Origin of the sequence: Desulfovibrio psychrotolerans (genome assembly GCF_013340305.1) — a bacterium.
Lineage (GTDB): Bacteria > Desulfobacterota > Desulfovibrionia > Desulfovibrionales > Desulfovibrionaceae > Halodesulfovibrio > Halodesulfovibrio psychrotolerans.
On sequence record NZ_BLVP01000002.1, the window covers coordinates 24,555 to 47,311 of the forward strand.

Sequence of the window (22,757 nt, forward strand, 5' to 3'; positions counted from 1 at the left end):
TTGCCGCTCGTCTTCATACTGCCCGCTGGCGTGGATAGAGTACGTGAATGGGGCTGCTCACCTGCAAAAGGTCCGAGAGCGCGCGCAGACGCACAAGGCCGCTTTCCGAGACGGTCTGCCCCTTGAGCATGAGCACCGTGCCTTCCGCGTTCACAAGGTCGCGGCCAAGCACCATGCCCGCTTCCAGATGCTCCAGCCGGATGGCGCGTACCTCGCCCCCCTCCTGTTCCATCATCATGTTCAGCAGCGCGTTGAGCACGGCGGGGTCGTACTGTTTGGCCGTATTGCGCTGAGTAAGGGTTTGGGCGGCCTCGTGCGCGTTCATGCCCTGCTGTTCCAGCCGGTCATAGTCCAGCGCCACCCGCAGCACGCGTGCCCCCATGGGCGTCTCCGGCGTATAGTCGTTCATCTGGCGGGCAATTATCTGAGCCACGCCCGCCATGCGCGGGATATTGGAAAGCAGGCTCGCGCCTATGCCCGGATGCATGCTGTATACCTGCTGCTCTTCGGCAGAGAGCGGCTCATCGCGCATCACCTTGCCCAGCAGATCTTCCGGCAGTCCCACGCAGCCAAGCTGGCAGAGCATGGCGGCCACATCCAACTGCCACAGATTGGTCTCGTTCAGCCGTTTGCCCAGTGCCGCAACCACACTGCGTATGCGCTCGCTACGGCCAAAGGCTTCCGGGCTGACAAGCGAGAGCACGTCCACCAGCACCTTCACGCTGCCCAGCAGGGTGCCCCGGAGCAGCTCCTTTTCTGCCGTTATGAGCCGGTACTGGCGAAACGCCTCGCGCAGCACCGTGAGCAGGGTCTCCGGCGGGCAGGGCTTGGTGAGAAAGCGGAACACGGCCCCCCGGTTCACGGCGTCTATGGCCGCATCAAAATCACCCTGTCCGCTCAGGATAACCCGCACGGAATCCGGATGGATGGCCCGCACCTTTTCCAGAAAGGTAATGCCGTCCATGACCGGCATCTTCAGGTCGGAAACCACCACGGCAAACGGGCCGCGGCTTTGAATGAGTGCAAGCCCCTCCTCTCCGCCTGTGGCTGTTTCCACCACATACTTGCGGTGGAGATTGCGCTTGAAGGTGGCCAGAATATTCGGCTCGTCGTCCACAAAGAGGATTTTTTCCGTCGCGTCCATGCGTTTTCCTGCGCGGGCGGGGTGCCTGTTCTCAGATAAGGGAATGGGTGGTTATCTGCCGTTCTTCCGGGCTCCACTGGTAGCGCACCGCCGTTTCGGGGTGGTGCAGGCTCATCGCTCTGTCGCCTATCTTTACGCGCGTGCCCTGATGTGCCTTTTTGCGGATGATGACGGGCGTGCGGGCAAGGGCGTGGTTGTTCAGGTTCTTTATGCGCGTCACCTCCCGCTGGATTTCTGCCACGCGCTCCTCCAGCCGGGCACGCACGCGGATCATTTCCGCCACGATGCGCCGGTCCGGCTCCGGTGTCTGCAACAGAATGGTGCGGGGGGTGCCCTTGCCGAGCCACTGTTCCAGCCGCTGCAGTTTGGAGCGTGAAGAATCCATCTCGCGCAGCAGGGCATCCAGTTCCGGCAGGTCCAGCGCAATGGTCAGGGCTGTCTGGGTGCCCAGCTCCGAGCCGGATTCCAGCACGTCTATGCCGCGCGAGGCGACAATGGAACCGCCCATGACCAGCCCCTTGCCGCGCTCCGCCAGCACGCTGCCCTTGCAGGTGATAAAGGAATTGATGATGCCGCCGTTGATGATGACATCGCCCTCCGCCTCCAGAACGGCGTCCTGCGCGTAGGCGGCGATAATATTGCCACGGGCGCGGATGAGGTTGCGCCCCTCCATGGCTATGCCGCCGCGAACGCTCACGTCGCCGCCGCAGGTGACAAGCGCGCTCTCTATGAGCCCGTTGACAATAAGATGATCTGCCACGGTTACGGAAAAACCGCTGCGGATGGTGCCGGTAACATGCACGGAGCCGGTTTCCACCACAATGTTCCCGGTGGTCATGTCCACATCGCCCTTGATGTGCAGAACTGTGGAAACGCCCACGCTGCCGCCGCGCACATCCACCAGCCCCAGCGCCGTTGCCTCGTACAGGGTGGTTCCGTCTTCCTGCGGCACCTCGCGGATGTTGTCCCCCGTGCGGACCGGGCGGTCCGAACCGTCGCGGGCGGGAATCTCGTTGCCGAACACGTCCATGCCGCGCACGCCTTTGGTGGCGGGGTGGTAGCGCGCCACGGGGGTGCCTTCCTCCACATGCGGATGCGCGCCCCGGTCACGGTAATCTATGGTGCCGGAATCCTTCTGCGCGCCCACGGAATCGCGTTCCTTGAGCAGGCGTTCCAGTCTGCCGTTGGCACCGTGCCGGGGCGGCTTGCCCGTGCAGAGCACGGCTTCCTGCGGCGTGCCTGTTTCGCGCACAGTGGCAATGGTCTGCGCAAGCGATTTCAGGTCCACCGGCAGCGTAACTTTGAGCTGGCGAGTTGCCCTGTCGTAGACAATGGGGGGAATAGCCGCGCCGCTGAAGTCGGTGGCGTACACGGTGGTGCGTACGGTCAGGGAATTTTTGCTTACGCTCACCAGCGGAACCACTTCCATCTTATTGCCGCTCATGGACATCATGCCCAGTGTTGTGGCGCGGATTTCACGCGTGGCAAGGTCCACGGAATAAAATGGCGGGGCAGGGGTACCGCTGTCCGAATCTGCCCCCGCTGTAAAAGGGGCCAGATCTGTTGCAATGCCCAGCAGCATGCCGGGCAGGACGGGAAGCTCCGGGTCGCCATGGAGCTCCATGAACCGGCAGAACGGTTCGGGATGGCACTGGGGCGCTGTATCTGCGGGCGTGCTTGCGGCATTGGTCTGTGACATGTGCTCTCCGGGTGGTCAGGTAGCCATGCGGTAGTTTAGCCCATGCGGGCCATGTATTTCAATGTATTTCCTTTCCCGTTCCTTATCATTTCCGGCAGGCATCCGGTTCTTGTCCTTATTTGTGGGATACGCGGAGGAGGGTGGGGGCGATACGGAGCGCTGGATATGGGACGGCTATGGAGACCGGACGAGACCGGACGATTTTGGACGATACAGGACGACATGGGACGATACAGGACGACATGGGACGATATGGGGAGGTATGGGGAGGTATGGGGCGTGCGGCAAGATGTGCATGTTGTTCGCCAACTGTTTAAGAATCGATCCGACGTATTGACAGAGTGTAAATTCTGTTTCAAACAGCGTTTGACACAAGACTGTTCCGGGGGCTGTTTGATGAAGTCGAGGTTTGGCGAAAAGCTGCTCAATGCGGCACGTGATATGGTGGACCGCTGCGGTCACTGCTCTCCGCCGGAAAAGGCGGACGCGGTGGGCGGCATGCATACCCGGCAGCGCATTCTGGATGCTGCGCGGTCGGAGTTTGCAAAAAAAGGCACTACGGCCACCGTGCGCGATATCTGCCGCATAGCCCGTGCCAACATAGCGGCGGTGAACTATCATTTCGGCAGCAAGGACGGGCTGCTGGCGGCGGTGCTTTCGTCAATCATGGATGAAACGCTGCGCCTTTACCCTATGGACGGAGGTGTTCCGCGTGACGCCGCCCCCGGGGAGAGGCTCTACGGCTTTGTGTTCGCCTTTCTGTGCCGGATACTCGGCACGGAAAAGCCTGACGAGGCGGTGCTGGGCCAGATGCTTTCCGAAGCGTTCATGCGCCCGCTGCCGCAGTTTGAGCAGTATGCGGAAGCGCACAGGATAGAAGTGCTGCGCTGGCTGGTGCCCCTGCTGCGCGAAATTTCCGGCTGCGAACCGCTTGCGGACCCGGAAGGAGAGACGCTGGCGTACCCGTCGTCCATGCTTTCGCCTACGAACGCTGAAGACAGACGGTTCAAACTCCTGGCCCGGTCCATAATCGCCCAGATTCTTCTGTATAATTCCTTGCGCAGCCGATTCCTTGAGGCGCGGGGCGGGAAAAGGTTCTTACCCGACGAGATTGAGGAAATTGCAAGGCATATCACCGCGTTTTCCCTCGGCGGCATTCATTATCTTTCGGAGAAGCAGACATGCAGAGATTCATAGAACATACCCTTATCATTCCGCTTTTGCTGATTCTGGTCATGGTTTCGGTTTTCCTCCTTTCCGGTTGCGGCGACTCTTCCGCCGGAGTGTCTGGCGGAACGCAGGTGCAGATGGCGGAGCGCGTGAACGCAGAGACATCTCCGGCTCAGACGCAAACGCCGGAGGGGCAGCCTGCCATAACCCCTCCCGCCGCAACGGACGCACAGTCCCTGGTGGCCAACGCGAAGCCGGCTGCGGCTGCTTCTGAACGTTCCCAGTACATTGTGAACGTGAAGGTGGAGACCGTAACCCCCGCGCCCCTGCGCGATGTGCTGGTGCTGCCCGGAGAGACGGAAGCCCTGAGCGATGTGAGCCTTGCCTCCGAACGCGCCGGCGTGGTGGAATGGGTTGGTGTGACAGAAGGGCAGACGGTACGAGCCGGGCAGCAGATTATTCGTATTAATCTGAACGCGTTGGAAGCGGTCCGCGACAGGGCCAAGGCTAACCTGACGCTGGCGGAAGATCAGCTTCGCCGCAGGCGCGACCTGTACGAACGCAAGGTGCTCTCGCGCGAGGAGCTGGAGCAGGCAGAGACGGAGCGCACCGTGGCGCAGGCCACTCTGCGCGAGGCAGAGGTAAACTACAGCCACGGCATTACCACGTCCACCACCAACGGCGTGGTCAACAAGGTGTATGTGGACCCCGGCGAGTACATTGCGGAAGGGGCCACGGTGGCCGATATTGTGAACGTGGACACCCTGCGGGTGAATTTTAACGTGCCTGAAGCGGATGTGCGGTTCCTGTCAGAAGGCAGCAAGGCGGTTGTGCGTCTGGACACCTACCCCGGCAGGGAGTGGGAAGGCACCGTGGATTTTGTGGCCTGGAAGGCAGATACCGCCACGCGCACCTTCCGGGTGCGGCTGGTGGTGAATAACCGTGACGGAGCCATCCGGCCCGGTATGATAGCCCGGGGCGCCTTTGTGCGCCGGTCTGTGGCCGATGCGCTTACCGCGCCCCTGTTCAGCGTGCTGGATAAGGGCGGCGAACGGGTGGTCTTTGTGGAGCGCAACGGCGTGGCAGAGGCACGTACCGTGGAGCTTGGCGTCATAGACGGCGATCGGGTGGAGGTGCGCAAGGGCCTTGACGCGGGTGACAGGCTCATCGTGGTGGGCCACACCGAGGTGGAAGACGGAACAAAGGTGAATGTGCGATGATTCTCAATGAAGGCGCAGTCAGGAACCAGCCGTTCGTTCTGGTGCTCCTGATTCTTATACTGGTGGCCGGGCTGTACAGCTACGCCAAGCTTCCCCGCGAGGCCGCTCCGGATATCCAGATTCCCTACATCTTTGTGACTACAGATTACGAGGGCGTGGCCCCGGAGGATATGGAAAAGCTCATCACCATTCCGCTGGAGCGCAAGCTCAAGGGGCTGGAGGGTGTGGAGGAGCTTACCTCGCAGTCGGACGACGGGCTTTCCACCATTGCCATCAAGTTTCTGCCCAGCGTGGATATTGACGATGCGTTGCAGAAGGTGCGTGACAAGGTGGATCAGGCCAAGGGCGATCTGCCATCGGACCTCAAGGACGATCCCGTTATCAGCGAAATGAACTTTTCGGACCAGCCCATCATTCAGGTGGTGCTTTCCGGACCGTTCAGCCTCAAGCGGCTGAAGGTGTTTGCGGAGGAGCTGGAAGACCGTTTCGAATCCATTCCCGGCGTGCTGGATGCCCGCATCATCGGCGGGTTGGAGCGCGAAATCCATGTGGAGTTTGATCTGGACCGCGTGGCCTCGTACAACGTGCCCTTTACCAGCATGTTGCAGGCCGTGGAGCGGGGCAACGTGAACATGCCCGGCGGCTCCATGGATATTGGCGATGCCCGGTATCAGGTGCGCGTGCCGGAAGACTTCAGCAACCCTGCGGAGATAAATAATATCGTGGCCTTTGTGCGCGACGGCAGGCCCGTTTATCTGCGTGACGTGGCCGCCATACGCGACCACCACAAAGACGCCACATCCATGAGCCGCCTGAACGGCGAAAATGCCGTGACCTTGCAGGTGGTGAAGCGCAGCGGCGAGAACATTATCCACATCAACGACCGGGTGACCGCCGTGGTTGAGGAGATGCGCGACTTTCTGCCGCCCACGCTTACCATAAGCCTTACGGCGGACATGGCGGAAGACATACGCATCATGGTGGCGGACCTGGAGAACAACATCCTTTCCGGCCTGCTGCTGGTGCTGGTGGTGGTGCTGCTCTTTATAGGCGGGCGTTCCGCCGTGTTTGTCTCCGTGGCCATTCCGCTTTCCATGCTCATCACCTTTGCCCTGCTGCGGGTGCTGGATATAACCCTGAACATGGTGGTGCTCTTTTCGCTCATTCTTGCGCTGGGCATGCTGGTGGATAACGGCATAGTCATTGTGGAGAATATCTACCGGCACATGCAGGAAGGCAAAGGGCGCTTTCAGGCCGCACTGGACGGCACAAGCGAGGTGGCGTGGCCGGTCATTACCTCAACGCTGACCACTGTGGGCGCGTTTTTTCCCATGATTTTCTGGCCCGGCATCATGGGCGGCTTCATGTCGTTTTTGCCTAAAACAGTCATACTGTGCCTCATGGGGTCACTCTTTGTGGCCTTGGTCATAAATCCCGTTCTTTCAGCCCGGTACCAGACGGCACGGCCTCCGCGTATCGGAACGGACGGCGATCTGCAATCTTCCCGTTCCCGCAGGGTGTACGGCTGGCTGCTGCAATGGTCTCTTTCCCACCGCCTTCTGGTGGTGGGCCTATCCTTTGCCATGCTGGTAGGCTCCATCGTTGCCTTCGGCATGTTCGGCAAGGGGGTTGAGTTCTTCCCGGAAACGGAACCGAAGCGCGCCTATGCCAACATAAAGCTGCCCGTAGGGACTAATCTGGATGCAACGGACCGCTACGTGCGGGTCATAGAACGTGTGGCCTCGGAATATGAGGACGTGCGTTTTGTCATTGGCGGCACAGGGGCTGGCACGGGCGGCAGCTTTGGTGGCGGCGGCAGCGGAACGCATCTTGGTTCCGTAACGCTGGACTTCAAGCCGCTTTCTGAACGCACGCGCGATTCCTCGGCCATTGTGGCCGAACTGCGGGAACGTCTTTCCGCTCTTATCACGGGCGGGGAGTTGCGGGTGGAAAAGGAAAAGGAAGGCCCCCCCACCGGCGACCCCATCAGTCTGGAGCTGTACGGCGATGACATGCAGGTGCTGGGCGGCATTGTGGCCGCTGTGCGTGATGCCATGCGTGATATTCCCGGCATTGTGGACCTGAAGGACAACTTTGTGAACGGCAAGCCGGAGATCCAGATACGTGTGGATAAGGAAAAGGCCGCACTGCTGGGGCTGGATACCTACTCCGTGGCCTACACCGTGAAGGCGGCCATAAACGGAGCCAAGGTGGGCGTGTACCGCGAAGGCAAGGACGAGTACGATATCATCGCCAAGCTGCCGCAGAAGGACAGGCAATCGGTTGAATCGTTGCGCCGCATAACGGTTTCCGGGCCCAACGGCGAGCCTGTGCCGCTTACCGCTGTGGCCGATGTGCATCTGGCCAGCGGGCTGGGAGCCATAAACCACAAGGACCAGAAGCGCGTTGTGACTGTTTCGGCCAACGTGGACGGGCGGCTTGCCAATGATATCATCCGCGAATTGGACGGCGTTCTGCGCACCATGTCGTGGCCGAGGGGCTATTCCTACGGATTCGCAGGTGAACAGGAGGAGCAGCGCAAGGCTGAGGAATTTCTTTCCGAGGCTTTTGTGGGGGCCATTTTCATCATATTTCTGGTGCTGGTGGCGCAATTCAACTCGCTGGTCACGCCGTTCATCATCCTTACCTCGGTGGTACTTTCGTTCATCGGGGTGTTTGCAGGACTGCTGGTTTCCGGCATGGCGTTCGGCATCATCATGACCGGGGTGGGGGTTATATCCCTTGCAGGCGTGGTGGTGAATAACGCCATCGTGCTCATTGACTATTTTGAACAGCTGAAGCGTTCGGGCATGGAGACCCGCGATGCCCTGATCAAGGCCGGGCTTACACGATTCAGACCCGTTATCCTCACGGCAGTGACCACCATTCTGGGGCTGCTGCCCATGGCTATAGGGGTAAGCTTCGACTTCTTTGCCATGGAGCTGATAACGGAATCGGAATCCGCCCAGTGGTGGGGCCCCATGGCCGTTGCGGTCATTTTCGGGCTGTTCGTGTCTACCCTGCTCACACTGGTGGTGGTGCCTGTGCTGTGCTCGTTGCAGGACAGCATGCGAAACCATGTGGCCAGATTCAGAGCACGGGGCAAGGTGCAGGCGGCGGATGCGGCGGATGCGGCGGATGCGGCGGATGCGGCATAACCATCAGGCATTCTGAAGAAGAAAAAGAGAAGGGCGGCCGCGAGGTCGCCCTTCTTGTCAGGGTGTTCAGGGAGGATCAGGTGCGGCGGGTGATTCTGGTGAGCGAGGCCCGCACCTTGCGGGCCGCAGCCACCATGTTGCGCAGGGAGGCGGTTGTTTCCGGCCAGTCTCTGGTTTTAAGTCCGCAGTCCGGATTCACCCACAGCCGTTCCGCCGGGATGCAGGCAAGAGCCCGGTGCAGCAGTTCTTCCATTTCCCCTTCGGTGGGAATGCGCGGGCTGTGAATATCGTACACGCCCGGTCCTATATCGTTGGGGTAGTCCGCAACGCTGAAGGCATCCAGCAGGGTCATGCGGCTCCTGCTGGATTCAATGCTTATGACATCTGCATCCATGGCGGCGATGGCGTGTATGATCTCATTGAATTCGCTGTAGCACATGTGCGTATGTATCTGCGTTGCATCGCTCACGCCGGATGTAGCCAGCCGGAAGTTCTGCGCCGCCCACCGGAGGTATTCTGCGCCGTCCCGCTGTTTAACGGGCAATCCTTCGCTGAAGGCAGCCTCATCCACCTGAATGATGCGCACGCCCGCTTCTTCCAGATCCCGGATTTCGTCACGGATGGCCAGCGCAAGCTGGCGGCAGACCTCGGACCGGGGCATGTCGTCCCGTACGAAGCTCCAGCAGAGCATGGTCACGGGGCCGGTAAGCATGCCCTTCATGGGTTTATCTGTCAGTGAAGCCGCGTAGCGTATCCAGAAAACAGTCATGGGCAGCGGGCGGAACACATCGCCGTAGATGACCGGCGGCTTGACGCAGCGGCTGCCGTAGCTTTGCACCCATCCGTTGCGGGTAAAGCAGAATCCATTCATCTGCTGCCCGAAGTATTCCACCATGTCATTACGCTCGGGTTCGCCATGCACCAGCACATCAAGTCCCAGCTCTTCCTGCACGCGCACGGCGCTCTCTATTTCCTTCTTCATGAAGGATTCATAGTCCTGACTGGGCATGGTGCCGTTGCTCATCAGGGTTCTGGCCTGCCGGATGGCGGTCGTCTGGGGAAATGAGCCAATGGTGGTGGTCGGCAGCACGGGCAGATTCAACCACTCCTGAGCCTTTTTGCGGTCCGCATGGGGGGTGGGGCGGCAGAGCATGTGGGGTCCCACCGCATTACAACGTTCACGCACGGCGGGTTTATGAACCCTGCCGCTGGTCCGGCGTGAACGCAGCTCAGCGGCGTTTTCCTCCAGCAGCGAAATGCCTTCCGTGCTCACCTGTCCCCCCGGCTCGCCCAAAAGAAAAGCAAGGTCGCTTATCTCCCGGCATTTCTGGACAGCAAAGGCCATCCAAGATTTCAGTTCCGGGTCCAGCCGGTCTTCGTGCTCAAGATCCACGGGGCAATGCATTAGCGAACAACTGGAGCCTATTATGAGCCGGCGCGCATCAAAGCGGTCAAGGATGTTGCCGAGGGTGGCAAGGGCTTTGGCGAGGTCGGTTTTCCAGATGTTCCGCCCGTCCACAATCCCTGCGGAGAGTGACATGTGGCCGGGAAGGCACACCAGCAGGGAATTGAGCGTTGCTCCGCCCCGGACGAGGTCCACATGCAGCCCTGAACACCCGGAAGAAAGCGCCAGCTCCATGTTGTCGTCCAGCACATCGAAATACGTGGCGAGGAGGAGACCAGTGTTTTTGAGTGCGCCGTTAAGCCGCTCATAGACGCGGGGGAATGCTGCTCTTCCGGCAGGGGAGAGGTCTGCGCAGAGAATTGGCTCGTCAATCTGAATCCACGGGCATACACCATCAAGCTGCGCCAGCAGTTCCGCATATGCATCTGCCACGGCATCGGCATGCTGCCAGCAATCGCTCCCGTCTGTGGATTTGGCAAGCGAGAGAAAGGTTATGGGGCCAAGGATGACAGGTTTGGGCGTGTAGCCCAGCGCACTGGCCTGCCGCGTGTCTTCAACCAACTGCGGGCTGGAGAACCTGATTTGCTGGTGCGCCGAAATTTCCGGCACGATGAAGTGGTAGTTGGTGTTGAACCACTTGGTCATTTCCATGGCCGGAATGTTCCGGGCGGCATCTCCGCGGGCCATGCGGAAGTAGTCTTCAAATGGCACAGGGGTGCCTGCATCGCATGTTGAAATACCGAATCGTTCCGGAATGCAGCCAAGCATGCAGGCGGTATCCAGCACATGATCGTAGTAGGAAAAATCGCCGGTGGTCACCCAGTCGAGACCGGCCCTGTGCTGAATGGCCCAGTGCCTTTCTTTGAGGGTCTTTGCAACGGCCTGAAGGTCTTGTGCTGAGGTTTCTCCGCGCCAGAAGGCCTCCAGCGCCTTTTTGAGTTCGCGGTCTGCCCCGATGCGGGGAAAGCCAAGAATGTGGGTTTTCATGCGTGTCACTCCTTTTATTGGTTGGAATAAAAGAAGCAGCGACAACTCGATATCCGGGCAAGGCGTGCGTGGGCAGAGAGTCGGATATGCCCGTGCGCAGCGAGCTATGCCTGTCCAATCGCGAGACAGTCGTGCTCCGGCACAGGGACGTCTCCTGACTTTCCGGCTCCGTAGTGTGTGTGCTTCCCGCACGAGGCAGGGAGCACACCGGGGCATGCCGGTTACAGTGGCGCGACCGTGACGGATTTACACCGTCTTCCGTTTCCCTGTGCTGTATCAGGATATTCGAATATAGAAATATTTTCGAAATGGCAAGCAGGTATTGGCTGAGGCATGAAATGGAAAAGGGCGACCGTGCGGTCGCCCTTTCTAGCTATGTTGGAGAATCGTTCGCAGGGCTACAGCGTCTGCAGCACCCATGCTACGCGGCCCATGATGGACTCTGCGCGCTTGTCCACAGGCAGATACTGCTCCGGGTGCGACTGATTTTCGCTGCGCATGACAAAGCGGCTGTTGGCCGCGTCCAGAAACAGGCGCTTCAGCGAAATGCCTTCGTAAGGTACGAATACGCCGTATATCTCGCCGGAAAGTATGTTCTTCTGGCTTGAATCCAGACCGACGTACGCTCCCTTGTGGATTAACGGCTCCATGCCGGAGGTTTCTACGCGCAGCACCTGAATATGCGTGCCGGCAAACGATTGCGGTATGCTCAGCTTGCCAACACCCTTGAGCAGGCGTTCGCCATTTTCTCCGTTTTCACATTGCATGGAGTGGATGGTGACAACGGCGTTGCGTGCGTCCGGGTCGCCAAACTTGGCAGAGTCTTCAAACACCCGTCCCGCAACGGGTCCTTCAAGAGGTTCATATCCCTGTTCGGTGCGCAGATACATGGGGCCTATGCCCTTTTTCAGCCAGTCCGGGTTAAGGCCGAACTTTTCGAAAAGCTTCATGTACCAGTCGGATGGCACGGAGTTGCGGCGTTTTGCATCGGATATGCTGGACTGACGGATGTCCAGCACGTCCGCAAGCTCAACCTGCGTCCGTGTGTGGGTGGAGAGCTTAATGCGCTCAAAAACTTCATCGAAACTCGTCACGTGATTTCTCCCGCCTGCCAAGCCGCCGCATGTTGAAGGGGGACATGCTTGAGTGTTGACAGTATTGTTTATCTTGTATAACAGAATGCATATATTGCCGGGTCTGTTGGAGTACGCAGCTGGCAGTTTGACTGCCTGCCGATTCGGCCATTTGCGGCTCCCCATGACGGTGAGGTGCTGCACCTTTGTGGTGCGCCGCTTTCCGTGCATCCCTCCCTGCACATGAAAAATGGCGTTTACGGCACATGCCGGTTGCATACCCTGCGTTACGCATTCCTTTGCGTCCCCGGAATAGTTTGTGGTGCACGTCAGCAGGCACATTTGCCCCCGTACTATTGCCGATGTAAATGGACGTGTCTTACCATATACAAAAATTGCGATGTAATCAAATGGCAAAATGATGTGTCGGGTATGTTAGCAACTTCTTTCAGGAAAGCTGCGTCTTGTTGGCGTATGCGAACAGTGCGGCAATGCAAAGGCGCGGCAGGGATGTGATATACACCCTGCCGCGCCTACAACATTATGTGTGAGGGAGTACTCACTCCATGTGTTTCAGGAACGGGTCATCCGTGGAGAGGAGTATTCTGGTATTGGTCTTAAAGCTCTTGCGGTAGGTTTCGAGCGAACGCTGGAACTCATAGAAGTCCGGGGCCTTACTAAGAGCTTCTGCAAAGACGCGGGCAGCTCTGGCTTCGCCCTCACCACGTATGATGGAGGCTTCTCTGCGGGCCTGCGCAAGGATAACCGCCTGTTCCTTGTCCGCAGTGGACCGGATGGTGGTGGATTCCTGCTGGCCCTCGGAGCGGTACTGCTTTGCCTGCCGTTCGCGCTCTGCCTGCATGCGTCCGAAGATGGCACGCTGGTTTTCCGCAGGCAGGTCGGTGCGCTTAATGCGAACGTCTATGATCTCTATACCATATTCGGAAATGATCTCCGAAGCGCGCTTGGTCACCTTGTCCATGATGGCGATGCGTTCTTCGGATACGATCTGCGTAAGCGTGAACTGGCCGATGTATACCCGCAGCTGCGAATAGACGATATCTTCCAGACGCGCCTGCGCGCTGGGAATGGTCCGCACGGTCTGGTAGAACCGCAACGGGTCAACAATGCGCCAACGCACATAGTTGTCCATGACCAGTGCTTTTTTGTCCTGCGTAATGGCTTCCGCAGGCTGGGTGTCGTAGTCCAGCACGCGCGAATCGAGATAGATGACATTCTGCACGAAAGGCAGCTTGAAATGCAGTCCCGGTTCCAGAATGCCGCCCACGGGCTTGCCCAGTTGCAGCACAAGGGCGCGCTGTGTCTGATGCACGGTGAAGGCGGACTGGAAGAACACCACGATTGCCACACATACGCCTACAATGAGAAGGAGGGAACGATTGCTCATGGCTTATTCCCCTCCCTTCTTGGTGCGCACGGTTTTGTCCAGCGGCAGGTAGGGAACTATGCCGGAAAGGCCCTTGTCCGGCATGATGATCTTTTCAATTTCCGGGTTGGAAAGTATTTCTTCCATGGTTTCAAGATACATACGCTTTCTGGTAACGTCCTTGGCCTTGTTGTACTCTTCAAGGACGGCAGTGAAGCGGGCTGCTTCACCCTCTGCGTTGCGCACAACGGTTTCGCGGTACGCCTGCGCCTGGTTCACGACTTCGGCAGCGAGACCGCGTGCTTTGGGCAGCAGTTCGTTCCGGTAGGCTTCCGCCTCGTTAACGATTCGGCTGCGGTCCTCACGGGCGCTTGCCACGTCCTTGAAAGCGTCTATGACCTCGCGGGGGGGATGCACATTCTGCATCTGCACGGCTATGACACGCACGCCGATTCCGTAGCGGTCCAGAATGTTTTGCAGCAGGTCGCGGCATCTGTTCTGGATTTCTGTCTTGCCTTCGGTGAGGGCGTTATCAATCTGGTTGTACCCGATGATTTCGCGCATGGCGGCTTCTGCCGCGTTCTTCACTGTCCACGACTGCTGCGTGACGTTGAAGAGATAGGCTACAGGGTCGCTTATCTGGTACTGCACGATGAACTGAACATCTACGATGTTCTCGTCACCGGTGAGCATGTGCGACTCTTCCTTGACCGGACGGACTCCACCCTGTTGGGCGGCGGTGTTGCGGTCCACGGACCGGAAGCCCACCTCCACACGACGGATTTCCATAACGTTAGGTTTGTAAACGGATTCAATCGGGAACGGCATGTGATAGTGGGGGCCGGATTCCACGGTTCGGACATGTTCGCCGAAACGCAGCACCACGCCCACTTCCGCAGGTTCCACGATGAAGATGCCGGAAGCCAGCCAAAGAAAAAGCAGCACGCCGATTATGGCCTTGCCTGCGGGAAATTTGAGGTTCCGCAGCTTTTTCAGGCTTTCGCCAACAGGATCACCACCCGGTCCGCTGGGTGTCCAGCCGGGACCGGGGCCCTGTCCGCCGCCGGATTGCCTTTGCCGTTTTTCTTGCAGTTTTTCCCAATCCCAGTTCATAATGCATGAAAAGTATGGCAGTTGTTGCTTTTGGTCAAGCAGGAACACTTGAAAACCATGCGGTGACGGTCTTGAGACGCGCCGCGCAAACATCCGGGCAGCATCCATGAAACTTGTTTCCGAAACCGTATTCCGCGCCTATGATATACGTGGCGTTGTGGACCGTGATTTTGATGAAGAGTGGGTGGAATGTCTGGGCAAGGCGCTCGGTACGTTTTTCCTGCGCCGTAACCAGCAGGCTGCGGTGCTCGGACACGACTGCCGCCATTCCTCCCCCGCGTATCTGCGTGCTCTGACGGAAGGGCTGCTTTCCACCGGCGTGGACGTTATTTCGCTGGGCATGGTGGCCACGCCGCAACTGTATTTCGGGGTGGTGCATCTGGGGCGACAGGCTGGAGTGATGATAACAGCAAGCCACAACCCGCCGGAATACAATGGGTTTAAGGTGTGGTCCGGTCGTGGGACCGTGCATACTGTAGCCATGCGCGAGATATATGAGATTATGGCCTCCGGGGACTTTGCCGTGGGGCAGGGCGTGGGGGGGGAGCACGACATAGTGCCCGCCTACATGGAGGCGGTTCTGGAACGCAATGCGCTGAAGCGGCCTCTCAAGGTGGTGGTGGATGGCGGCAACGGAATGGGCGGAGAACACTGCGCGGAACTGCTGCGCCGCATGGGCTGTGAGGTGGAGGAGCTTTATTGCGAGCCGGACGGGGATTTTCCCAACCATCACCCGGACCCTACGGTGGAGCGCAACATGACGGACCTTGTGGCGCGGGTGCGGGCGACTGGTGCGGATATGGGCGTGGGGCTGGACGGCGATGCCGACCGGCTGGGCGTGGTGGATGCGGCGGGCAGGCTGCTGGCAGGTGATGAATTGTATTGCCTGTTCACCCGCGATGTGCTCTCGCGGCTGCCCGGCAGCCTGCTGCTGGCGGACGTGAAGTGCTCGCACAGGCTGTTTGATGACATTGCCGCCCATGGCGGGAAGCCCCTCATGTGGGTGACGGGGCATTCGGTCATGAAGGCGAAAATGCTGGAAGAGAATGCGCCCATGGCGGGCGAGTTGTCCGGGCATCTGTTCTTCAACGAAGATTGGTTCGGATTTGACGATGCCCTGTTCGGGGCTGCGCGGCTTGCGTCTATCCTTTCCCGCAGCGAAACGCCGCTGACGGAGCTGCCGGGATGGCCGCCTTCGTTCAGCACCCCGGAGGTGCACATAGCCTGTCCTGACAGGCTTAAATTTGATATTGTGAGCCGTGCGCAGGCGTTCTTCCGGGAACAGTACGAAACGTGCGAGATAGACGGTGTGCGGGTTCGCTTTGCAGATGGGTGGGGGCTTGTGCGGGCATCGAACACGCAGCCTGTGCTGGTGCTGCGGTTTGAGGCGCAGACACCGGAGCGTCTGGACGAGATTTGCGCACTTATGGAATCTCCGCTGCACGAATGGATCGCGCAGGCAGGTGCCTGACAGCTTGCCTGGCGGCTTTTCTGACGGGCGTTGAACTGCCTGATCGTCTGATTGGGCAGGCGGCTGTGCGTCTTGCTTGCCCTGGCGGTGGACAGGAGGGTTGGTAAAATTGTTGTGATGGCGGAATATCGGGCGTGGGATGGTGCGGGTGCTTGACCCGGAATAAAGGGAAGCGGAACAAGGCGGAAGGCATATGAAAGTGTTACGGGCAGACAGGATGGAACGGTGCATAGGGTGCCATTCCTGCTCATTGGCGTGTGCGCGACTGGTACACAAGAAGTTGTCCTGGAATACGGCAGGTATACGCGTTTCTTCAGCGGGCGGCCTTTCCACCGGATTTGAGGCGCGGTTGTGCGTTGCCTGTGATCCCGCTCCCTGCGCGAGAGCGTGCCCCACGGGGTCGCTCACCCAGCGGGCGGGCGGCGGCGTGAAGATGGACAGGGATTTGTGCATCCGGTGCGGAAAGTGTGCCGCTGCATGCCCTGTGGACGCCATTTATATGGAGCCTGAACAGAAGTATCCGTATCTGTGCATCCACTGTGGGCGTTGTGTGGCTTTTTGCCCCCATGGCTGTCTGGCAATGATGGATGTACCCGGCGTGGCGTCGGGAAAGGCCGATATGGCCGGAAATGACGAGGAGGTGCAGGATGCGTATTGATAATCCCTTTTCCCGCGTTCTGCATGTGGACCTTGACACCGGGCTGTCGCGTGTTCTGCGTTTCGGGGCGCGTTCCGAGCATCTCGGAGGAAGCGGCCTTGCCGCAGCGCTGTATGCGGAATACGGACTGCCTGATGCGCCCGCACTGGACCCGCGCCAGCCGCTCATCTTCGCCGTGGGGCCGCTTACGGGCTTCTTCCCGCTCATGAGCAAGGTGGTATGCGGGTTCCGCTCCCCCTACACAGGAGAGTGGGCGGAGAGCCATGCCGGAGGTCGCCTTGCCCTTTCCCTGCGTTTTGCGGGGTATGATGCTCTGATGATCACGGGGGCTGCACGCACCCTTTCTGCCCTTGCCGTGGGCGCACGCAGCGTGGATGTGCACGATGTGCCCTATCTGCGCGGTGCGGACGTGTTTTCCACCGGCAAGCATCTGCGCCGGTTCGGCAAGACGAGTTCCGGGCATCGCTCGTGCATCCGTATCGGGCCTGCCGGGGAGAACGGCGTGGGCTACGCCTGCATAAATGTGGACTCCTTCCGCCATTTTGGCAGGCTGGGCGCGGGGAGCGTTATGGGAGCCAAGAATCTTAAGGGAATAGTGGTGATGGGAGACGGCGTGTATGAATTGCCGGAATCCAAGGCGTATCCCAAGCTTATGCGGGATCTGTTCAAGGATGTCACCGCGACAGATAAAATGAAGAAGTACCATGATCTTGGTACTCCGGCCAACCTGCTGGCCCTGAATGAACTCAAGGCCTTGCCGTGGAACAATCTGCAGAAGACCACGGATGAACGTATTGACGGTATTTCGGGCGAGACCTTTGCCGAGCGGTTTTTGCTGCGTCAGACTGCCTGTGCGGGCTGCCCTGTGGGGTGCATCCATATCGGTCTGCTGCGGCAGCAGTTCGCCAGCGACCATGAGTTTCTCTACAAGCAGGTTTCCTACGACTATGAACCCATCTTCGCGCAGGGGTCCATGATCGGCATTACCTCTGCGGCGGACGTGCTTGCACTGCTGGACGAGACGGAAAAGCTGGGACTGGATTGCATGAGCGCGGGCGTTGCGCTGGCATGGGTGGCGGAAGCGCTGGAGAAGGGAGCCGTTACCGAGGCGGAGACCATTGTGCCCATACGCTTTGGCGAGGCGCAGGGCTTTCTGGAGGCTCTGCGCCACATTGCCATGGGCAGCAATGAGTTTTACCGCGCGCTCGGTGCGGGCACGCTTAAGGCTGCGGACGCCTACGGCGGTGCGGAGTATGCCTGCGTGCTGGGGCAGGAAATGGCCGGATATGCTACGGGTGAGGTGTTCTTTGTGGCGCAGGCTTACGGGTTCCGCCATTCGCATCTGGATACAGGCGGTTACTCGTGGGATCAGAGCGCCAAGGACAATGACGCGAGGAAAGCGGTGGATTTTCTCGTGGATGACGAGTACAAGCGCACACTTATCAACAGTATGGTGTCGTGCATGTTCGCACGGGCCTCGTACGGGCCGGAGCGCATTGCGGAATGTCTGGAATCTCTGGGGCTTGGGGATGTTGCGGCCAACCTTTCCACGGCGGGCCGGAACATGCAGAATCTGCGCTGGTCTCTGAAGTGCCGTACGGGATTTGATGTGCACGCGGTGCGTATACCCAAGCGGTTTACCGAAGTGGTGACGTGGAAGGGCGGCATTGATATGGCGTACATGGAAGAACTGCGCGGAATGTACGCGCAGGAGATTCTGCGCATGGCATCGCAGGCAGATAGCTGACCGGGCGGAGGCGTATGCTGTTCAGAGGTCGTGGCCCCGTTGTGCACGGGGAAACCGGGAGTGAGGTGTTTCTTCGTACCATGCTGCTGCTGGCGGTATTCTCGCTGGTGGGTGTGGCGTTCTGGTATCAGTCCGGGTCGAATCTGCGGGAGGTCTATTCCCGTGGTACGGTGTGGGATGAGGCGGACGCCTTGACCAGGGAGCAGCGGGCAGCGCTGCGGGACTATGCGGCAGCGCTGCGGGAACGGCACGGTATGCGGTTCAGGCTGCATGTGCGCAAGGGGCCGGTGGAGCTGCCGGTGCTGGATGAGAGAACGTTGTTTATCGGCATAAATCCTGAGACACGGCAGGTGCTTGTGGAGTTTCCGCAGTTGCTGCGCCGGGCCTTGGGAGATGAGTATATGTACCGTTTGCAGAATGAGCATTTTACCCCCTATTTTGAGCGTGGCGAATGGCAGACCGGCCTTGCCGATGCCTTGGCACAGCTATGGCTGGATATGGGCGGGTAGGCTTTTCTGTTTTACAAGTCAGGTGGTCGTGCGGCCTTGGCGCAGAGGGTGACCGGCGCGGCGCGAACGGAAAGAAGCGGAAAAACGCAAGGAATGAAATTGGATTTTATAAAGAATGTGTCCATATATACGGACGGGTCTTGTCTGGGGAATCCCGGACCGGGGGGATGGGGTGCTGTGCTGCGTTGCAATGGCACCGAGAAGGAGCTTTCCGGCGGTTTTCGGCGTACCACCAATAACCGCATGGAGATTCTGGCGGTGCTGGAGGCGCTACAGGCACTGAAGGAGCCGTGCAAGGTGGACCTGTACACGGATTCGCAGTACGTGCGCAACGCCGTGGAAAAGAAGTGGCTGGCAGGCTGGCAGCGCAACGGCTGGAAAACGGCGGGCAAGCAGCCCGTGAAGAACCGCGACCTGTGGGAGAGGCTGCTGCCGATGCTTGCGAAGCATGCCGTTTCGTTTCACTGGGTGCGGGGGCACAGCGGGCACCCGGAGAATGAACGGTGCGATGCCCTTGCCCGTGCGCAGGCATCCCGCCCCGGACAGCCGGAAGATACGGGGCACGCGGACTAGCCGGGACCGTGCCGCAGGTGCCGGAGGGGGCGTCCGCTGCGGCACGCGATTGTCACGAGCCGTTCATGGGAAAGGCTTGGGTACGATGGTACGACACGATATATTGTAAAGAGTTGCGTATTCCGGGGGGGGATATGGCAGTTAATCAGGGTGTTGCGGTGGCGCATAGACGCCATGCGGGAATTACGCTGGATGTGCAGCCCGGCACGCGCATGCTGCTGAGTGTAAACGGTTCTGACAACAGGCACGGAACCGAACTTGTGGGGCTTAACCCCTACGAATATCTTATCCTTAAAATGCCGCTGGTACCGGGAATACGGTCACGTATGCTGCCCGGCGAGCCGCTTACCGTGCGGTTTATGCGACAGGGCACCATCATCGGGTTCCGGACGCATGTGATATCGCAGATAACCAAGCCGGGGGCTTTGGTGTTTGTGGAGTATCCTGACGTGCTGGAACAGTTTGAACTGCGCACCCACAAACGCCTGAAGTGTCTTATCCCCGCAGAAGCACACTCTCCGCTGGGTGTGCAGCGTGGCGCCGTGGTGGATTTGTCTGCCGGGGGATGCAAGATGTGCTTTGAGGTGAAGAGTTCGGATCCGTTCAGGCGCATCGGGGCAGGCGATATGTTTGTGCTGAGAGCCAACCTGTTTTCCGGCGGCGATTCCACGCTGTCGTGCATCTGCCGGAATGTGGAGATGGACAGGGCGACCATGATTGTGGGGGCTTCCTTCGCTGATCTTGAGGCACAGGACACGAAGCGGCTTCAGGAGTATATCGAGACGGTTTCATCCTTCCTGTAAAAGGGTACTGAACCGGACCAACCTGCAACCATCGGATACCCCGCTCGTGGACATTCTGCATCAACTGGGCCTCACGGATTGGAACGTATTGTGGGCAGGACTGCTGAGTCCCCTGCTGCGCCTCGTGTTTTTTATTGCCGTGGGGCTTATGATCGGCAACCTTATCGAGGCGTTGAACTGGACGCACGGCGTGGCGCGCATTGCCGCTCCGCTGGTGCGGATGGGGCATCTGCGTGATGTGGCGGGGGCGTCCTTCTCCATGGCATTCTTTTCCACCGTTACCGCCAACACCATGCTGGCGGGCAGCTACGAAAAGGGCGAGATGTCGCGGCGCGAGCTGGTCTTTGCCAACCTGTTCAACAGTACGCCTTCATTTTTTCTGCATCTGCCCACCATGTTTTTCATGGCCGTGCCGTTCATAGGGCAGGCAGCCGTGACCTATGTGGGGCTTGTGCTCGCCGCCGCCGTGCTGCGGACGCTGGGAACCGTGATCATGGGGCGCATGATGCTGCCGCCTTTGCCGGAAGGGTGCATTACCTGCATTCTGGAAAATGAGCGGTCCAAGGGCTGGGGAGACGCCCTGCGCAAGAGCTGGAAGCGGTTTCTGCGCCGTATGCCGCGCATAGTGTACATTACCGTGCCGGTGTATGTTCTGGTGTATGTTCTGACCCGCACCGGTGGTTTTGACGCAATGCGCGATTTCATGACCGAGCATGTGACGGTGCTGGCGTTTCTGAATCCGGAGGGGCTGAGCGTGGTTATTCTGCATCTTGCGGCGGAGTTTACCGCCGCCCTGTCCGCAGCGGGGATGCTGCTGCAGTCGGGGGCACTCAGCCCGCGCGATGTGGTGCTCACGCTGCTGGTGGGGAACATCCTTTCTTCACCCATGCGGGCGTTCCGGCATCAGTTTCCCTCTTATGCCGGGATATTCAAGCCGGGGCTGGCCCTTTTTCTCATCGGCATCAACCAGGCGTTGAGGGCGGCATCCATCGCGTGTATGGCAGTTCTGTATTTCTGGTGGACCCGCAGCGTGTAATCCGCAGCATAACACGGTACTTCCGAGACCACACAAAGACTGGCCGGTTCCCTTGCGGGGAACCGGCCAGTTTTGTTTATGCGCATCAGCCTGCGAAGTAGCGGATGCAGTCCTGCATGTTCTGCTCATGCTGGGCAACATACTTGGAGAAGCGTGCCCGCAGGTCTTCCACGAGGTGGTTTACGTATTCCTGTGCCGCCTCGTCTCCGTATTGTTCCCGGAACATGGCGGCGGTCTCCAGCACTTTGGAGAAGTCGTGCCGTTCATACTTGAGTTCTTCATGGTCGATCCATTCGTGTACCTCGCGGTATTCCTTTCCGGTACGGGCGAGGCTGGAAGCCAGATGGTCTGCTAACGGAGGCATGGTGTACTCCTTGGGTTAGAAGGGGGATGGCTCTTCTCGGACATAGGTCAGGAAGACGGGCACGGCTGCGATGAGCAGTGTGCCGACAATGGCAAAGGCTGTTCCGTACCCGAGGGCGGCGATGAGCAGGCCGGTAACGATGGGGCCGGAAGCGTGGCCGATATCGAAAATGGTTCCGAAGGTGCCCATGGCGGCACCGTAGTTGCGGGCGTGGCAGTAATCCGCCACCAACGCCGCCGAGGAAGATGTGACGAACGCTTCTCCGAAGCCGAACAGGGCACATGCCAGAAGCAGCGAGGAGAAGGTGGTGAGGTGCGGGATGAGCATGAAGGGAACCGCGCAGAGGAACAGGCCCGCCACGATGAGGGGGCGGCGTCCCCACCTGTCGGAAACACGGCCCATGAGGGGTTTTGCAATGAGCGTGACCACCACCTGCGCGCCCCAGAGCATGCCCGCCTGAAATTCGTTAAGGCCCACAACGGTGACGGCGTAGATGGGCAGAAACGCTTCCAGCGCCCCCATACTCATGTTCTGGACACCTTCCATGGAGGAGGTGACAAGCACTCTGCGGTCGGAAACCACCTCGGCAATGCCGCGCCGGAAGAGGTGCCACCGTTGCTTCAGCGTGCCGGCGCGGGGCGGACGTTCGCCATTACGCAGGGTGCGCAGTCCCAGAACGAGTGCGGTGGCCCCCGCTATGCCGCTGGCAAGGTAGACGATGCGGAAGTCGAAGAGGGTAGGGTTGTTACCGCCGGAAAGCATGAAGAGCAGAAAACCGCCCACAGGCGCCCCCAGAAGGGTGCCCAGAATGGCGAGGGAGGAGAACCATGAGAGCATTTCTCCCTTGCGCTGGCCTGCCACATCCGCAACCACGGCCATGGCAACCGGACCGTAAATGGCTGTGGCGAGGCCGTGCAGGAAGCGTACGACAACCAGTCCCTGATAGCTGGAAACAAGCAGGTACGCGAAGGGCATGCATCCGAACACCACCAGCCCTGCCAGCATGGTGCGCCTGCGGCCTATGACATCGGAGAGTGCGCCGGACGGAAGCTTGAAGAAAATGCCGGTGACCGTGGAAATGCCCACGGCAAGGCCGATGCCTTCCGGCCCTGCGCCCAGAGCCAGCGCAAAAAGCGGCAGGACGGGGTTGCGGGCAAGGGCGTATGAGAATCTGGCCAGCAGCCCGATACCGCAGAGCAGGCGGAAAAGGCGCAGTATTTCTCCGTTGGGTGCGTTCATT

The 22,757-nt window shown here is 59.4% G+C and carries 18 protein-coding genes and 1 riboswitch; of the genes, 10 read left to right on the forward strand and 8 right to left on the reverse strand.

All coding sequences use genetic code 11. The annotated features are described in order from the left end of the window. Positions 1-13 precede the first annotated feature (13 nt). Positions 14-1,144 carry an HD domain-containing phosphohydrolase gene (locus HUV26_RS03045; RefSeq protein WP_174408636.1) on the reverse strand — a complete coding sequence of 377 codons (1,131 nt, stop codon included), beginning with the start codon at positions 1,142-1,144 and terminating at the stop codon, positions 14-16. A 31-nt stretch (positions 1,145-1,175) separates the two neighbouring features. After that, positions 1,176-2,843: a flagellar assembly protein A gene (locus HUV26_RS03050; protein ID WP_174408637.1), complete on the reverse strand. Its 1,668-nt coding sequence runs from the start codon at positions 2,841-2,843 to the stop codon at positions 1,176-1,178. Between the two features lie 396 nt (positions 2,844-3,239). Here HUV26_RS03050 and HUV26_RS03055 point away from each other — a divergent pair, with 396 nt between their 5' ends. The 3 genes from HUV26_RS03055 to HUV26_RS03065 are packed head-to-tail and all read left to right on the forward strand — an operon-like array spanning position 3,240 to position 8,391. After that, complete coding sequence (locus tag HUV26_RS03055) at positions 3,240-4,040, forward strand: TetR/AcrR family transcriptional regulator (RefSeq protein WP_174408638.1); 801 nt, start codon at positions 3,240-3,242, stop codon at positions 4,038-4,040. Next, positions 4,025-5,233, forward strand: coding sequence for an efflux RND transporter periplasmic adaptor subunit (locus HUV26_RS03060; RefSeq protein WP_243451244.1), 1,209 nt, complete (start codon positions 4,025-4,027; stop codon positions 5,231-5,233). Before HUV26_RS03055 ends, HUV26_RS03060 begins: the two co-directional genes overlap by 16 nt. Beyond that, the gene (locus HUV26_RS03065) at positions 5,230-8,391 is read left to right on the forward strand and encodes an efflux RND transporter permease subunit (RefSeq protein WP_174408639.1); all 3,162 of its coding nucleotides are present in this window, start codon (positions 5,230-5,232) and stop codon (positions 8,389-8,391) included. Before HUV26_RS03060 ends, HUV26_RS03065 begins: the two co-directional genes overlap by 4 nt. Positions 8,392-8,467: 76 nt before the next feature. Here the strand turns inward: HUV26_RS03065 and metE are convergent, their stop codons facing one another. The 4 genes from metE to hflK form a co-directional block, all read right to left on the reverse strand. Continuing rightward, positions 8,468-10,783, reverse strand: a complete 2,316-nt coding sequence (metE, locus tag HUV26_RS03070; RefSeq protein ID WP_174408640.1) for a 5-methyltetrahydropteroyltriglutamate--homocysteine S-methyltransferase — start codon at positions 10,781-10,783, stop codon at positions 8,468-8,470. A gap of 127 nt (positions 10,784-10,910) precedes the next feature. Beyond that, positions 10,911-11,089: riboswitch (cobalamin riboswitch) on the reverse strand. Between the two features lie 92 nt (positions 11,090-11,181). After that, a complete protein-coding gene (locus tag HUV26_RS03075; protein WP_174408641.1) occupies positions 11,182-11,877 on the reverse strand; it encodes a LexA family transcriptional regulator in 696 nt (231 codons plus the stop codon). Positions 11,878-12,415: 538 nt separating this feature from the next. Continuing rightward, positions 12,416-13,264, reverse strand: coding sequence for a protease modulator HflC (hflC, locus tag HUV26_RS03080; RefSeq protein WP_174408642.1), 849 nt, complete (start codon positions 13,262-13,264; stop codon positions 12,416-12,418). A gap of 3 nt (positions 13,265-13,267) precedes the next feature. After that, on the reverse strand, positions 13,268-14,356 hold the full coding sequence (gene hflK, locus HUV26_RS03085) for an FtsH protease activity modulator HflK (protein WP_174408643.1): 1,089 nt from the start codon (positions 14,354-14,356) through the stop codon (positions 13,268-13,270). A gap of 106 nt (positions 14,357-14,462) precedes the next feature. Here hflK and HUV26_RS03090 point away from each other — a divergent pair, with 106 nt between their 5' ends. The 7 genes from HUV26_RS03090 to HUV26_RS03120 all read left to right on the forward strand — a co-directional run bounded on the left by HUV26_RS03090 (position 14,463) and on the right by HUV26_RS03120 (position 21,153). Continuing rightward, on the forward strand, positions 14,463-15,827 hold the full coding sequence (locus HUV26_RS03090) for a phosphomannomutase/phosphoglucomutase (protein ID WP_174408644.1): 1,365 nt from the start codon (positions 14,463-14,465) through the stop codon (positions 15,825-15,827). Positions 15,828-16,020: 193 nt separating this feature from the next. Continuing rightward, positions 16,021-16,485, forward strand: coding sequence for a 4Fe-4S binding protein (locus tag HUV26_RS03095; protein ID WP_174408645.1), 465 nt, complete (start codon positions 16,021-16,023; stop codon positions 16,483-16,485). Beyond that, positions 16,475-18,232: an aldehyde ferredoxin oxidoreductase N-terminal domain-containing protein gene (locus tag HUV26_RS03100; RefSeq protein WP_174408646.1), complete on the forward strand. Its 1,758-nt coding sequence runs from the start codon at positions 16,475-16,477 to the stop codon at positions 18,230-18,232. Before HUV26_RS03095 ends, HUV26_RS03100 begins: the two co-directional genes overlap by 11 nt. Positions 18,233-18,246: 14 nt before the next feature. After that, positions 18,247-18,741 carry a TPM domain-containing protein gene (locus HUV26_RS03105; RefSeq protein ID WP_174408647.1) on the forward strand — a complete coding sequence of 165 codons (495 nt, stop codon included), beginning with the start codon at positions 18,247-18,249 and terminating at the stop codon, positions 18,739-18,741. Between the two features lie 93 nt (positions 18,742-18,834). Further along, positions 18,835-19,314 carry a ribonuclease HI gene (gene rnhA, locus HUV26_RS03110; protein ID WP_174408648.1) on the forward strand — a complete coding sequence of 160 codons (480 nt, stop codon included), beginning with the start codon at positions 18,835-18,837 and terminating at the stop codon, positions 19,312-19,314. Positions 19,315-19,448: 134 nt separating this feature from the next. After that, the gene (locus HUV26_RS03115) at positions 19,449-20,117 is read left to right on the forward strand and encodes a flagellar brake protein (RefSeq protein ID WP_174408649.1); all 669 of its coding nucleotides are present in this window, start codon (positions 19,449-19,451) and stop codon (positions 20,115-20,117) included. 46 nt (positions 20,118-20,163) lie between these two features. Further along, on the forward strand, positions 20,164-21,153 hold the full coding sequence (locus HUV26_RS03120; protein WP_373869048.1) for a hypothetical protein: 990 nt from the start codon (positions 20,164-20,166) through the stop codon (positions 21,151-21,153). A gap of 85 nt (positions 21,154-21,238) precedes the next feature. Here the strand turns inward: HUV26_RS03120 and HUV26_RS03125 are convergent, their stop codons facing one another. Beyond that, the gene (locus tag HUV26_RS03125) at positions 21,239-21,517 is read right to left on the reverse strand and encodes a hypothetical protein (RefSeq protein ID WP_174408650.1); all 279 of its coding nucleotides are present in this window, start codon (positions 21,515-21,517) and stop codon (positions 21,239-21,241) included. Between the two features lie 15 nt (positions 21,518-21,532). Next, positions 21,533-22,756 carry an MFS transporter gene (locus HUV26_RS03130; protein WP_174408651.1) on the reverse strand — a complete coding sequence of 408 codons (1,224 nt, stop codon included), beginning with the start codon at positions 22,754-22,756 and terminating at the stop codon, positions 21,533-21,535. Position 22,757: the final 1 nt, after the last annotated feature.